This window comes from Xanthomonas hawaiiensis, from assembly GCF_031834635.1.
GTDB classification, from domain to species: Bacteria; Pseudomonadota; Gammaproteobacteria; order Xanthomonadales; family Xanthomonadaceae; genus Xanthomonas_A; species Xanthomonas_A sacchari.
Genome location: NZ_CP115873.1, coordinates 854,669 through 868,635 on the forward strand (window position 1 = coordinate 854,669; position 13,967 = coordinate 868,635).

Here is a 13,967-nt window from a genome sequence, read left to right on the forward strand (position 1 = left end):
TCCGCCCGTCCGGGCCGACGTGCCTCTCGCCGCCACGCCATGTCCGTTTCTTCTCCGGGCGCCGCCGCGCCCGCATCCGCGCCGCTGGTCCTGATCGCCGAAGACGAGAGCGAGATCGCCGAGATCCTCGGCGCCTACCTGGCGCGCAGCGGGTTGCGCAGCGCCCACGCCGCCGATGGCCGCGCCGCGCTGGACCTGCACCTGGCGCTGGACCCGGACCTGATCCTGCTGGACGTGCAACTGCCGGCGGTGGATGGCTGGAAGGTACTGGCCGAACTGCGCCACCGCGGCGAGACGCCGGTGATCATGCTCACCGCGCTGGACCAGGACATCGACAAGCTGATGGGCCTGCGCCTGGGCGCCGACGACTACGTGGTCAAGCCGTTCAACCCGGCCGAGGTGGTGGCGCGGGTGCAGGCGGTGCTGCGGCGCATCCGCGGCAATGGCGTCGAGGAGGCGCGCAGCCTGCGCGTGGGCGCCTTCCACATCGACCTGGACCAGCACGAGGCCAGCGTGCGCGTGGGCGAGCAGCGGCACGCGCTGGACCTCACGCTCACCGAGTTCAAGCTGCTGGTGCGGCTGATGCGCGCGCCGAAGCGGGTGTTCAGCCGCGCCGAACTGCTCGACGCCTGCCTGCCGGAAGGCGACACCCAGGAGCGCACCATCGACAGCCACATCAGCAAGCTGCGCAAGAAGCTGGAGGCGCTGGGCGTGCAGGGCACCCCGGCCAGCGTGCGCGGCGTCGGCTATCGCTTCGGATCCGGCGCATGAACCGCGCCCCCGGGCTGCGCCGCCAGGTCATCCTGTCGCTGGGTGCGCTGGCGCTGTGGATCATCCTGCTGTCGGTGGTCGGCTCCTACGTGTTCTATGCGCTGGCGGCGGCTTACAAGCCGGACAGCATCTCCGACACCTGGGTGCCATCGCGCGTGGAGATGCTGTGGATCGGCGCCACCGCGGCGCTGGCCGTGGCGATCGCGGTGGCGGTGGCGGTGCGGTTGTCGCGTCGCATCCTGACTCCGTTGAATTCGGTGGCGCACAGCCTGCGCGAAGTGGCCCAGGGCAATTTGAGCGCGCGCGCGAGCATGGACGCGCATGCGCTGGGCGAGACCGCGCAGCTGGTGCGCGACTTCAACGCCATGGCCGATCGCCTGCAGGCGATGACACGCGAACGTGCATTCTGGAATGCCGCCGTCGCCCATGAACTGCGCACGCCGGTGACGATCCTGCGCGGGCGCCTGCAGGGCCTGGCCGAGGGCGTGTTCGCGCCGGACGTGGCGGCGTTCGAGAGCCTGCTGCGGCAGGTCGAAGGCCTGAACCGGCTGATCGAGGACCTGCGCGTGCTCAGCCTCACCGACAGCGGCCACCTGGAGTTGCAACCGGCGCCGACCGACCTGGTCCAGGAAGTGACGGCGGTACTGCATGCGTTCGACGCCAGCCTGGCCGCGCGCGGGCTGCTGCTGGAGCGCACGCTGACGCTGCGCACGCCGGTGCTGTGCGACGCGGTGCGCATCCGCCAGGCACTGATGGCCTTGCTGGAGAACGCACAGCATTACGCCGAGCCGGGGCCGCTGCGGGTGGGGGTGCAAGCGGACGCGGGCCAGTGCGTGCTGTTCGTGGAAGACAGCGGTCCCGGCATCGCGCCCGAGATCGCCGCACGGGTGTTCGATGCCTTCCGCCGCGGCGATCCCTCGCGCTCGCGCAAGAGCGGCGGCAGCGGCCTGGGCCTGGCGGTGGTCAAGGCCATCGCCGTGGCGCATGGCGGCGATGCGCTGTGCCTGCCCGCCGGCAGCGGGACGCGGTTCGAGGTGCGCTGGCCGCTGATGTCGTCGGAGGCCGGCGCACGTGCGGCGCACACACCGGCCATGCCATAGCGCCGCACCCGCGTGACGCACGCGTGATGCTCGCGCGGCAGATCGACGCGCGCCGCGCGCTAGCCAGGGCCTTCACTGCGCCTGTGTTCTGGTAGCCACTGCACAACCGAACTGGAGTGTCGAATGGACACCACGCTGATGCCCTGGGTCGCCGGACTGTTCGTCCTGTTGATCGCCGCGATGCTGTACCTGGTGACCCGCGCCAAGAAGAACCGCAACCGCCCGGCGCAGGATCACGCCGCGACCAAGAGCGACGTGGACAGCGCGTCCAAGCGCTAGCGCGTCGCGCAGGCGCGGCGGCGGTCATCGCCTGTATTCCGGCTCAGGCATCCGTGTCGATCGGTGCGAAGCGCGGGCGGCGCACGCCGTCCACCTCCACCTGCTCGACGAACATCGGATAGGGTCGCACCCACATCGCGCCTTCGCCGTAGAGCGGCCGGTACAGCACCAGCGGTTCCAGCGTCTCGCTGCTGCGGACCACGCCCAGCACCTCGTATTCGCCGCCCTTGAAGTGGCGGTAGCGGCCCAGGGCGATGGAGGGCAGCGGGCTGAGGTCGCGCATGATGGGGTCCTGATGAGCGGGAAGCACGAGTGTAGCCGTCTGCCTCTGCGCGCTGTCTGCTTCGCAGGGGCGACCTGCGCGAACCGTGGCGGTTCGCCATGTCGTCGGGACGCCTTCGCTAACGACGCAAAGCGTTTCGTAGGAGCGGCTTTAGCCGCGACGGGCTTTCTCGGGAATGCCCGTCGCGGCTAAAGCCGCTCCTACGGATGGGTCTCAGGCAATCGGCGTTTGAAATGCCCCGACCATCTTCGCACGCACGCTTCACTTCGGCGTGCCCGGCCCATGTTGCGCACCACCCGAACGTAGATCAACAACGCGTCGTCGGCGCCCGGTGCGCGGCAAGATTGCCCAGGATGCGGGCCGTGCGATGCCCTCCGCTGTACGCCGTACTCAGGTTGATTGAGCGCGAGGACGGCGTGCGGTTCCCTGGATCGCGCATCGCGCGATGCCGCGTCGCGCGCCAGCAATGGCAGGCGTCGTGCAACTTCATGACGTGGGATCGGCAAAGTCGTAGGCCTGCCCGGGCTCGGCGGCGACGAAGTCGGCCGCGGCGATGCCGGCCAACTGCAGGGCGGCGGACAGCGCTTCGCGCGGCTCCTCGCGGCCTTCGTCGGTGAGCTGGAAGGTGCCCCAGTGGATGCCGAGCGCGCGCCGCGCGCCGGTGTCGCGGAAGATCCGCACCGCTTCGCTGGGGTCGATGTGCTGCGGCGCCATGAACCAGCGCGGTGCGTAGGCGCCGATCGGGATCAACGCCACGTCGGGCGCGCCGTGTCGGTCGCGGATGTCGCGGAAGATGGCGCCATCGCCATAGCCGGTATCCCCCGCAAACCACACCGATCCCCGCGCCGTCTCGATGAAGAAGCCGGACCACAGCGCCATCCTGCGGTCGGCGATGCCGCGGCTGGACCAATGGTTGGCGCGGGTCAGCGTCGCCGTCGCGCCCTCGCCGATCGGCAACCGGTCGTGCCAGTCGCCGGTCGCGATGCGCGCATCGCGCACGCGCTTGCGCAGCAGGACGTCGTTGCCCAGCGGCATCACGAACAGCGGCTGGTGCGCGTCGTGCAGCGTGCGCAAGGTCGCCAGGTCGAAGTGGTCGTAGTGGTTGTGGCTCAGCAGCACCGCGTCGATGGGCGGCAGGTCCGCGAAGCGGATGCCCGGTGCCGTCACCCGCTTGGGCCCGGCGATCTGCGAGGGACTGGCCCGCTGCGACCACACCGGGTCGGTGAGCAGGTTGAGGCCGGCGGCCTGGATCAGCAGCGTGGCGTGGCCGACCATGGTGATGCGCAGGCCGTCGTGGCGCGGCGCAGGCACGGCGGGTGTCACCGGGACGTGCGCTGGCCAGCGCACCGCGCCCATCGCGGCTTTCCAGCGCAGGACCTTGCTCAACGCGTTGTCGATGGTGGGCTGGCCGGGATTGAAGAAGCGCACGCCGTCGAAATGATCGCTGACGGGGCCACGGTAGTAGGGGTTGGCCATTGAGGCGCGATCCGGACGACGCAAGGGGAAGGGAAGGTTACCCGCCCGCGGCGCAAGCGTGTGCGCGCGCCTGCCTCGGCAGCCGCGGCGCCGGTCCCGGCCGGTGCCACGCGTGGCTTTACTTCGGCGTGCCCAGCCCGCCCATGTTGAGCATCACCCGCAAGCCGATCACCAGCGCATCGTCCGGCGCGCGGCGCGCGGCGGTGTTGCCCAGGATGTCGGGATGGACGATGTACTGCACGTTCGGCACCAGGAACAGCGGCGACTGCGCGATGCGATAGCTGTAGTTGAGCTCGACCATGAGCTCGTTGCGCGAGATGTCCGCGGCGGCGCCGCGTTTGCGCAGCAGGTCGTTCATGTAGCCCTGCTGGTCGGCGCTGAAACGGTAGTAGTTGGCGACGATGCCGAGTCCATCGCCCGGCCGTGCCGCGAACGGACCGTTGTAGTAGAGGCCGGCGGTGACCTGCAGATCGTAGACCTGGTGTTTGTCGAACGGGGCGGCGATGTTGCCGAAGGCGACCAGCATGCGCTTGCCGGCCATGCCCTGCGGCTGGTACAGCGCGCGTTCGCCGAGCGCGTACGCGCCCCAGCGCCCGCCGTCGTACTGGCGCGCGGGGCCGCCGACCAGTCCGCGCAGGCCGCCGGCCTGGTTGTAGCGCAGATCGCTGTAGTCGGCCGAGTTGTACCAGAGGCCGGCGAGGTAGCGCGGCGCACCCTTGCCCAGTGCAGGATCGGGTTCGTAGCCGACCTCGAGCGTGCTCAGCACGCCAGTGCTGTCGGCGGTGCTCCAGTCCAGGCCGTGGTTGTTCTTGCGCTGCGGGTTCAGTTCGAACGCGCCCACCGAGACATAGGTGGCCTCGGGCTTGTAGCGCAGCTTCGCGCCCCAGTTCACGTAGGGGAAGCCGACGAAGCCGCCGTCGGCCTGGCTCAGCTGGAACGGGCAGTCCGAGGCGCCGACGAAGCGGCAGCCATAGCGGCTGCGCGCGAATTGCCAGGTGGTGTTCATGCGCCCGGCGACCAGTTGCCAGCGCCCGTCGGCGAAGCGCTGTTCCCAGGTCAGCTGCGCCAGTTGCGCCTGCTGCTGCGGATACCAGTAGCCCTGCACCTTGACGCCGTTGCCGATCTGCCGCTGCGACAGGCTGTCGCCGTAATACCAGGCGCCGGTGGCGTGCAGCGTGGCGCCGGGAATGCCGAACAGGCGCTGCAGATCCAGGTCTGCGCCGGCGACCACGCCGCCGGCATTGCGGTCTCCGCGCGACAGGCCGCCGTCGACGTTGCGCGCGTAGTCGTTGGACCAGACCAGGCGTGGCGCGATGCCGTGGTCGTCGAGCCATTGCCCGGTGTCGGCGGCGACGGCGGAGGCGGGGAGGGCAGCGATGGCCGTCAGTGCGGCCGATGCGAGCAGCGACAGGGTGCGCGACATGGGAGCGGATTCCACGGACGAAGGGATGCACCTGACCCGCGCAGGGCGCGTGTCCGGACCGGTAGGACGCGGGGGTGGATGGGGCTTGCGGTCATGCGGCGACGCGAAGGCCGCAGGCACGTGCGACGCGCCATCGACAGAAAGCGTTTGGAGAAGCAGGCGAGACCGACAACGACACTCACCCTGCAACGCAGGCGGCACGCACGGCGCAGATATGCCGGCTGCCGCTGCGATGAGGGCCGCGCGTGCACGCGGCCCCCGGATCGACCCGTGCGGGTCAGCCCACCTTGCCGAGGCCGGCGGCGGCCATCGCCGCGGCGATCTCCTTGTCGGCGCCTTCGGCCAGCGGCAGCAGCGGCGAGCGCACCGTGGCGTGGTCGAGCAGGCCGCGTGCGACCAGCGCCCACTTCAGCGCCACCGAGCCTTCCATGTGCGAGCCGCGGTGATAGACGCTCTTGGTCACCGGCAGCAGGCGGTCGTGCAGTGCGCGCGCCTTGGCGTAGTCCTTGGCCTTGCCGGCGGCGATCATCTCCAGCAGCGGCTCCGGGGCGATGCAGCCGTAGCCCACCAATGCGCCATCCACGTCGAACATGGTGTGCAGCAGATACTCGTCGTGGCAGGTCAGCACCGGCACGTTGGGGCGCTCCTTGCGGAACACCGGGATCTCGGTGTCCCAGCGCTTCATGTTGCGCACGCCGTTCTTCATCGCCACCACGCCCGGCAGCGCGGCGATCTCCAGCAACGTCTCCAGGTCGTAGGTGGCCTTGGTCGCGTCCGGGTACTGGAACAGGATCATCGGCAGTCCGCTGGCCTCGTGGATGGCCTTGTAGCGGTCCTGCGGCGCGCCTTTCTGGTAACCGAAGCGCAACCAGCCGTGCGACGGATAGATCAGGCCCGCGGAGGCGCCGGCGGCGACCGCGCGCTTGGCCTCGTCGGCGGCCACGCGGGTGCCTTCCAGGGTGATGCCGGCGATGATCGGGATGCGGCCGTCGACGGCGTCGCGGAACGCGGTGATCACCTTGGCCTGTTCGTCGCGCTCCAGGAAGGTGCCCTCGCCGGCGTGGCCGAGCACGGTCAGGCCCTTGACCCCGTCGATGCCGCCGAGCCAGGCGCCGATGCGCTTGATCGCGGGATAGTCGACGGCGCCGTCGCGGGTGAACGGGGTGACCGGGGCGGGAACCAGGCCTTTCAGGTCGATAGTGCTCATGCGCATTTTCCTCTTCTTCGGATCAACGGGGGATGGAATCGAACGCGGGGTCCGACGGGGGTGGTACGGAGGTGGTGCGCGATGCGCCGGCGGCAGTGCCGGCGATGCGCTCAGGGAGACAACTGCTCCAGCGATTTGCCCTTGGTTTCCAGCGCGAAGCGCCAGGTCACCGCGGCGCCGGCCAGCAGCACGGCGGCGAAGGCGGCGAACACGTAGCGGATGCCGAGCCCGGCGATCACCGCGCCGACCAGCAGCGGCCCGCAGGCCGAGCCCAGACGCAACCAGGCGCTGCCCAGTCCGGTGCCGATGGCGCGAATGCGGGTGGGGTAGAGCTCGGCCGAGTACAGGTACAGCGAGAAGGTGATGGTCTGCACCGCGGCATAGCCCAGCGCCGCGAACACCAGCACCTGCGGCGCCGAGGTGCCGCCGAGCGCCGCCAGCGCCAGCAGTGGGATCCCGCCGGCGACGAACGCCAGCCCGTACCAGCGCTTGCGCCCGACCTTGTCGATCGACAGGGCGCACACCACCGCGGCGGCGACACCGGCCAGTGAGGTAAAGAATCCGTAGGCGATGCTCTGCTGCAGCGACAGCCCGAAGTGCGTGCGGTACAGCGTCGGCAGCCAGGTGATGATGCCGTTGGCCACCAGGTAGGAGCAGAACCACAGGCTCCAGATCACCAGGGTGCGCTTGCGATAGACGCTGCCGAACAGCTCGCGCCAGTCCGAGCGCTGCGCCTTGGGCAGCGCCGTGCGATCGAAGACCGGCGCCGGCAACGGGCCATGGCGGCGTTCGGCGCTGCGCTCGAGGTCGGCCACGATCGCATCGGCCTTGGCGTAGCGGCCCTTGGAAGCCAGCCAGCGCGGCGATTCGAACATGAAGAAGCGCAACGGAATCATGATCGCCGCCGGAATCAGCCCGACCATGAACATCGCCTTCCAGCCGTAGGCAGGCACCAGGAAGTAGCCGATGCCGCCGGCGGCGACCAGGCCCAGCAGGAACATCACTTCGTACAGCAGGAAGAAGCGCCCACGCTTCTTCGAGCCGATCAGTTCGTTGATGTAGGCGCTGGCCACCGGCACCTCGCCGCCGGTGCCGATGCCCTGGATGAAGCGGAACGCGATCATCGCTGCGGCGCTGCCGGCGAACAGGCAGGCCACGTCCATCGACACGAACAGCAGGATGGTGAACAGCAGCACGTGCAGGCGGCCGATGCGCTCGGCCAGCCAGCCGAAGAACACCGAGCCCAGCAGTTGGCCCAGGTAGCCGGCCGACAGGATCGTGCCGATCTGCGCCGGCGACAGCTGCCATTCCTTGGTCAGCACCGGCATCGCGTAGGCGATGGCGATCACCGTGTAGCCGTCGAAGAACGTGGCGGCGCCGACGATGTTGCGCGCCCACCACACCTTGCGGGTGATCGGCAGGCGTTCGAGGCGTGCGCCGATCTCCGCCTGCGCCTCGGCGATGGACGGCGCGCGGGCGGGGGTCGTGGCGGTGGTGACAGGGGCAGGGGTGGACATGAGCATCGTGGCTGCCTTTCGCAGGACAAGGGGAACCTGGCGCGGGCGCCGAAGCGTCCACGAGGCGAGACGGACAGAGAGGCCGGGCGACGCCCGGGCGGATCAGGTGCTGGGCGCGGTCACGGCAACGCTCCCGCTGGCCTGGATCGCGAAGGCGATGTCCTTGGCGGCCAGCAACGTCGGCTGCAGGGCGGTGTCGAGCAGTTCGGCATGGCTGGTGCGCACCGACGGCGCGGCGACGCTGATCGCGCCGAGCGGATAGTCGTCCGCATCCAGCACCGGCACCGCCAGCACGCGCAGGCCCTCGGTCAGCATCGACTCCAGGATCACGTAGCGGTCGCGGCGGATGCAGTCGAAGGTGCGCCGCATCGCGGCGATCTCCGGGGTCTGCACCTGCACGTCCACGCCGGTCACGCGGGTCACTTCCGCCGGCGCCAGGTGCGCCAGCATCGCCAGGCCGATCGCGGTGCGGGTGCTGGGCACCGTGGTGCCGATACGGATGTCCACGCCCAGGCGGGTGATGCCGGCGCGGACGCGTTCGATGTAGAGCACGTCGGGGCCTTGCAGGACCGCGAAGCTGGCCGCCTCGTTGACGTCGCTGACCAGTGTGCGCAGCAGCGGCCGCACCACGCTGCGCAGATCGCGGCGGGCGATGGCATGGAAGCCGAGGTCGAGCACCTTCAGGGTCAGGCGGAAGCGGCGGCTCTCCGGCACGCGATGCACGTAGCCCAGCTCGACCAGGGTGTTGAGCATGCGGAAGGTGGTGCCGGGATCGAGCCGGGCCAGGGCGGCGATCTGGCTCAGCGACAGTTCCTCGTGCTCGGACGAGAACGCCTCCAGCACGCGAAAGCCCTTGGCCAGCGACTGCACGGTGCTGCGCAGTTTCTTGTCCCCGGCCTCGTCGCCGTCGTCGGACGCGGCGCTGGCCGCGCGCTGGGAAATCGTCTTGATCATCTGCAGTTCCTGGAGGCCCCGGGGAATCGCCAGCTTGCTCGACCCGCCCGGGGATGTCGCTTGACAAGGTAATTTCGGATTGCGAAAATTATTTCGTAATTTCAAGCCAAGACTCCGCCTGAGCGCCCAATGCGTCAAGTTGCGGCGCAACATGCTGCGCGGGCCATGCGCGCGGCCGCGCCTCGAGGCGTGGCCGCGACGATGCGGAAAGCCCAACCACCGCTGCCGAGCACGCCCATGCGCAGCCCACTGCGTTGGAGGGTGTGGAGGCACTGCCTGTCGCACCTGGGCGGTGTGCTTCTGTATCGCCAGGTAGACGAACGCGGCCGCGCGCGGCGATGTCAGCCCTGCTGGCAGACACCGATACGATCGCGCCGATACCGTGATGCATGGCTCGAACGACCCGACAGACGCCGCCCCCGCCGGCGCAGAGATGGTGGCAAGGACTCTCGTTCAAGCGCACCGCCGCCGAGGTGTCGGCGGTGCTGGTGGTGATCGGCGCGACCTACGGTTTCGTGCAGTACGTGGAGGTCAAGCCGCTGCAGCGGCAGTTGGCCGAAGCGCAGGCCGCGGCATGCAAGTCGGAGGCGGCTGCGTCGTCGGCGATCATGACGCTGCTGCCGGGCGAAAGCCGCGCGATCTGGAACGGCGCCTTGACGGTTTCCAATCTGACGCCCAGTACGGACGCCGCGACGGCGCATCTTCGCGCGGCGCCACGTGGTGGCCCGGTGGTCGAGAAAGCCGGACTCATCCCTGGCGATAGCCTTGAGGTGCACGCGGGCGGCAACCGCACATACGTGATCTATCTGAATCGGAACTCGGCCGAGATGATGGAGTTGTCGGTGCTGCGGCGGCCTTGATCGTGTGACACCGGTACCAGCCGCGCGGCCTAGGGCGCGAGCTATTCACTAGGTGCTATTACTGCCTGTTTGCTTCGAGATGCCGCAGAATCGACCGGCGTACTACATGGCCGCCGATCGCAGCAGCCAAGGCTGGTGTTCCTAATAACGGCAGGTACATCAAGGTCGCCCCAAACAGCCATATTGCTTTCCCGTCGTGGCGCTCACCTGCAATCAGCAGCCCAACGACTAAGCCCACAATGGCTAGTGATGTGATCCAAAGCAACAGTCGCATGCCGAACAGCAGACCGGCAGCGAAACCGATGCCAGCAACTGTTACCAACAGCATTGTGTCCATTTTCTTCCTTGGCAGAACCGACTGTTCGACGCGGTGTCGGGGGCAGTAGGTCATCCTAGCGTGACGCGATCCGGTGTGGATACCGGACCTGTGCCTCGAGGTTCCTCAGGCCGGCAACGCTCAAGAAATCCGGCGCAAGGCCGCCATCCCTGTTAGCGGAGCCGTTTCGCCGAAGCGGCCGTCCCTCGGGGGAACGCGCATGCTGTCCTTGCCACGTTTGCTGGGCCGTCACCTGGCCAAGTTCCTGTCCAAGCCGCGCCGCCACGGCTCGCAGTTGCCGACCAGCCCGCCGCAGCTGTTGCGCGCCACGCTGCGCAAGGGCGATGTGCTGCTGGTCGAGGGCAACAGCCGCTTCTCCACCGCCATCAAGTATCTGAGCCAGTCCACCTGGTCGCATGCGGCGCTGTACATCGGCGACCACGTGGCCGCGGTTCCCGGCGAGGACGCGCCGCTGTTCTGCGATGTCGACATCAACGTCGGCGTGCGCCTGGTGGGATTGAGCGAGTTCGCCGGCCTGCACACGCGCATCTGCCGCCCGGTCGGATTGAGCGCGCAGGAGATCGAGACCGTGGTGGAGTACATGGTCACGCGGGTCGGCAACAGCTACGACCTGAAGAACATCTTCGACCTGGCGCGCTACCTGATCCGCACGCCGCCGCTGCCGTCGTCGGTGAAGCGCCGCTTCCTGGAACTGGGCAGCGGCGAGCCGACCCGGGCGATCTGCTCGACGCTGCTGGCGCAAGCCTTCGGCGCGATCCGCTATCCCATCCTGCCGGAAATCGACCAGGCAGCACCTGCAGGCGCCGACGCCGCGGAGGATGCGGAGGTCCTGCATCCACGCCACCACAGCCTGACGTTGCCGCGCGATTTCGACGTCTCGCCGTACTTCAACGTGGTCAAGCCGCGCTTGCAGCACGGTTTCGACTTCCATCGCCTGGTGTGGGAGCCGCACGTCGCCGTGCCGCGTGCAGACCCGACGCCGCTCGATGCGGCGATGGCCTGACTGAAAACGTCTTCAGCACAGAACTGTGGCGCCTGTTCATCTTGTTTAATCCGCGGCGGTTCAAGTTCGAACGCCTGCGGGCCGATACCAGAGTCCGTTTTTAGGGTTTTTCCTGACACCATGAATCCCATCCAGTTCCTTCGTCGCCATATCGCCAACCTGCCCATGGCACGCAAGTTCGTCGTGTTGTGTACGTTGATCGCGCTCGGCGTGGTGCTGCTGGCGGTCGCGGCGGCGCGTCTGCAATATCTCAACCTGATCGACGCGCGCAAGCAGACCGTGAAGACGCAGGTCGACATGGGCCTGAGCGTGATGCAGCACTACGCCGACCTGGCCAAGCGTGGCGAGATGACGCAGGCGCAGGCGCAGGCGGCGGCCAAGGGCGCGCTCGCCGACATGAAGACCAACGGCGGCGTGGACTACTTCTTCATCGTCGACCCGCAGATGCGCATCGTCATGCATCCCAAGCGCAAGGTCGGCACCGACATGAGCGGCTACAAGAGCGATGCCGGCGAGTACGTGTACCGCGACATCCAGACCGCGGTGCGCAGCGGCGACGGCTTCAGCTATTACACCGCGCCCAAGCCCGGCAAGTCGGTGCAGCTGCCGAAGATCAGCTACGCGGCGCTGTACCCGCAGTGGAACTGGGTGCTGGCGATGGGTGTGTATGCCGAAGACATCCAGGCCGAGGCGATGGGCTTCACCAGGATCCTCACCGTGATCGGCGCGGCGCTGGTGGTACTGGTGGTGGGTCTGTGCTGGCTGATCGCCGGCGCCATCGTCGCGCCGCTGCGCGGTGCCACGCGGACCGCCGAGGCCATCGCCTCCGGCCGCTTCGACAATGCGATCAAGGTGGAGTCGCGCGACGAGACCGGGCAGTTGATGACCAGCATGCAGCAGATGCAGACCCAGCTGCAGCGCTTCAACGGCGAGATGCAGACCCTGGTGCGGCTGCAGCAGGGCGAGGACATCAGCCATCGCATGCCGGAGGACTTCCCGGGCGACTACGGCACGCTGGCGCACGGCATGAACGCGGCGCTGTTCGAACACCTGGACGCGATCGTCGAGGCGATGGCGATCATGGACGAGTACGGCCGCGGCGACCTGCGCCGCGACATGCGCCGGCTGCCGGGGCAGCGCGCGGCGCTGCACGAGGCGCTGGACGTGGTCAAGGCCAACCTGTCGGCGGTCAACGGCGACATCGCGCGCCTGGCCGATGCGGCCGCCCGCGGCGACTTCAGCGCCCGCGGCGACGAGGCGCGCTATGAGTTCGCGTTCAAGGAAATGGTGGAGGCGCTGAACCGGCTGATGCGCCAGGCCGACAGCGGCCTGGCCGACGTCGGCCGGATCATGGGTGCGATCGCCGATGGCGACCTGTCGCAGCGCGTGGACGTGCGCTACGAAGGCGCGTTCGGCACGCTCGCCGACGCCGCCAACCGCACCGCCGAGCAACTGACCGGCATCGTGCAGGGCATCCAGCGCGCGGTCGGCTCGATCAACACCGCCGCCAGCGAGATCGCCAGCGGCAACAGCGACCTGTCGGTGCGTACCGAGCAGCAGGCGGCCAGCCTGGAAGAGACCGCCGCCTCGATGGAGGAACTGACCTCCACGGTCAAGCAGAACGCCGACAGCGCCCGCCAGGCCAACCAACTGGTGCTGAGCACCGGCGAGGTGGCCGAGAACGGCGGTCGCGCGGTCGAGGAAGTGGTGGCGACCATGGCGTCGATCAGCGCTGCGTCGGCGCGGATCGCCGACATCATCGGCGTGATCGACGGCATCGCGTTCCAGACCAACATCCTGGCGCTCAACGCCGCGGTGGAAGCCGCCCGCGCCGGCGAACAGGGCCGTGGCTTCGCGGTCGTGGCTTCGGAAGTGCGCTCGCTGGCGCAGCGCTCGGCGGCCGCGGCCAAGGAGATCAAGACCCTGATCTCCGACTCGGTGCAGGAAGTGGAGCAGGGCTCGACCCTGGTCAACCGCGCCGGCACCACCATGACCGAGGTGGTCGCCTCGGTGAAGCGGGTCACCGACATCATGGCGGAGATCTCCGCGGCCAGCGCCGAGCAGAGCGCGGGCATCGACCAGGTCAGCAAGACGGTGATGCAGCTGGACGAGGGCACCCAGCAGAACGCGGCGCTGGTGGAAGAGGCCAGCGCTGCGGCCAAGAGCATGGAGGACCAGGCGGCGGAACTGGCGCGCGCGGTGGCGGTGTTCCGCCTCGCCGGAACTGCTGCGGTCAGCACGGCATCGGCGCCCGCGGCCAGGCCGCAGCCGGCCAGGCCGGCGGTGCGTGCGGTGGCTGCCGCCGCCAAGCCCAAGCCCGCGGCGCCCGTGCGGCAACCGGCGGCCAAGCCGCGCGCGATCCAGGGCGTGCCGGCGGACAGCGCGGAGTGGGAAGAGTTCTGAGCCGGTGCGGCGTGGTGGCACCGGCTGCCACGCCGTGGCCGCCTCGCTTTTGTAGGCGCGGCTGAAGCCGCTCCTACGGATGGGAATCCGCCGTGACATGTACCCTGAAGTCGCTCTCATGGTGCACTCAAGCGCGAGGGCGAAGGCGCGAGGACTTCTCGCATTTCGCCCAGGCTGGCGACCCCTTGGAAAATGCCCCGCCGACGCGGTGTACTGTATTGGATGGATCGATGCCGTAGATGCCGATCCAGGTGGAGGCGTTTTCGTAGGAGCGGCTTCAGCCGCGACCGCACATTTCGGGAACACCCGTCGCGGCTGAAGCCGCTCCTACAGGTGATGGCATCGCCTGACATA

The 13,967-nt window shown here is 68.8% G+C and carries 13 protein-coding genes; 6 read left to right on the forward strand and 7 right to left on the reverse strand.

Annotation, left to right across the window (positions count from 1 at the left end):
* The first annotated feature begins 39 nt into the window (after positions 1-39).
* From PG878_RS03665 to PG878_RS03675, 3 genes are all read left to right on the forward strand, one after another.
* Complete coding sequence (locus tag PG878_RS03665; RefSeq protein WP_209032134.1) at positions 40-771, forward strand: response regulator; 732 nt, start codon at positions 40-42, stop codon at positions 769-771.
* Positions 768-1,871 carry an ATP-binding protein gene (locus tag PG878_RS03670; RefSeq protein WP_209032133.1) on the forward strand — a complete coding sequence of 368 codons (1,104 nt, stop codon included), beginning with the start codon at positions 768-770 and terminating at the stop codon, positions 1,869-1,871. The genes PG878_RS03665 and PG878_RS03670 overlap by 4 nt, the downstream gene beginning before the upstream one ends.
* Before the next feature lie 123 nt (positions 1,872-1,994).
* The gene (locus PG878_RS03675) at positions 1,995-2,150 is read left to right on the forward strand and encodes a hypothetical protein (RefSeq protein WP_019796750.1); all 156 of its coding nucleotides are present in this window, start codon (positions 1,995-1,997) and stop codon (positions 2,148-2,150) included.
* 43 nt (positions 2,151-2,193) lie between these two features.
* On the opposite strand, the gene PG878_RS03680 is transcribed toward PG878_RS03675, so the two are convergent.
* From PG878_RS03680 to PG878_RS03705, 6 genes are all read right to left on the reverse strand, one after another.
* A complete protein-coding gene (locus PG878_RS03680) occupies positions 2,194-2,433 on the reverse strand; it encodes a DUF1653 domain-containing protein (protein ID WP_209032132.1) in 240 nt (79 codons plus the stop codon).
* Positions 2,434-2,919: 486 nt separating this feature from the next.
* Entirely contained in the window at positions 2,920-3,909 is a 990-nt protein-coding gene (locus tag PG878_RS03685) for an MBL fold metallo-hydrolase (RefSeq protein WP_209032131.1), read from the reverse strand.
* 118 nt (positions 3,910-4,027) lie between these two features.
* The gene (locus PG878_RS03690) at positions 4,028-5,332 is read right to left on the reverse strand and encodes a carbohydrate porin (protein WP_209032130.1); all 1,305 of its coding nucleotides are present in this window, start codon (positions 5,330-5,332) and stop codon (positions 4,028-4,030) included.
* 277 nt (positions 5,333-5,609) lie between these two features.
* Positions 5,610-6,539, reverse strand: a complete 930-nt coding sequence (locus tag PG878_RS03695; protein ID WP_244663729.1) for a dihydrodipicolinate synthase family protein — start codon at positions 6,537-6,539, stop codon at positions 5,610-5,612.
* Between the two features lie 110 nt (positions 6,540-6,649).
* Positions 6,650-8,056, reverse strand: coding sequence for an MFS transporter (locus PG878_RS03700; protein ID WP_244672699.1), 1,407 nt, complete (start codon positions 8,054-8,056; stop codon positions 6,650-6,652).
* A gap of 102 nt (positions 8,057-8,158) precedes the next feature.
* On the reverse strand, positions 8,159-9,010 hold the full coding sequence (locus tag PG878_RS03705; protein WP_209032127.1) for an IclR family transcriptional regulator: 852 nt from the start codon (positions 9,008-9,010) through the stop codon (positions 8,159-8,161).
* Positions 9,011-9,399: 389 nt separating this feature from the next.
* Between PG878_RS03705 and PG878_RS03710 the strand changes: the two genes are divergently transcribed.
* Positions 9,400-9,870: a hypothetical protein gene (locus PG878_RS03710; RefSeq protein WP_209032126.1), complete on the forward strand. Its 471-nt coding sequence runs from the start codon at positions 9,400-9,402 to the stop codon at positions 9,868-9,870.
* A gap of 58 nt (positions 9,871-9,928) precedes the next feature.
* Here the strand turns inward: PG878_RS03710 and PG878_RS03715 are convergent, their stop codons facing one another.
* Positions 9,929-10,207 (reverse strand): hypothetical protein, encoded by a 279-nt coding sequence (locus PG878_RS03715; RefSeq protein ID WP_209032125.1) that lies wholly within the window; start codon positions 10,205-10,207, stop codon positions 9,929-9,931.
* A gap of 199 nt (positions 10,208-10,406) precedes the next feature.
* On the opposite strand from PG878_RS03715, the gene PG878_RS03720 reads away from it, so the two are divergent.
* Entirely contained in the window at positions 10,407-11,210 is an 804-nt protein-coding gene (locus PG878_RS03720) for a YiiX/YebB-like N1pC/P60 family cysteine hydrolase (RefSeq protein WP_209032124.1), read from the forward strand.
* A gap of 120 nt (positions 11,211-11,330) precedes the next feature.
* The gene (locus PG878_RS03725) at positions 11,331-13,613 is read left to right on the forward strand and encodes a methyl-accepting chemotaxis protein (RefSeq protein ID WP_209032123.1); all 2,283 of its coding nucleotides are present in this window, start codon (positions 11,331-11,333) and stop codon (positions 13,611-13,613) included.
* The last annotated feature ends 354 nt before the right edge of the window (positions 13,614-13,967 follow it).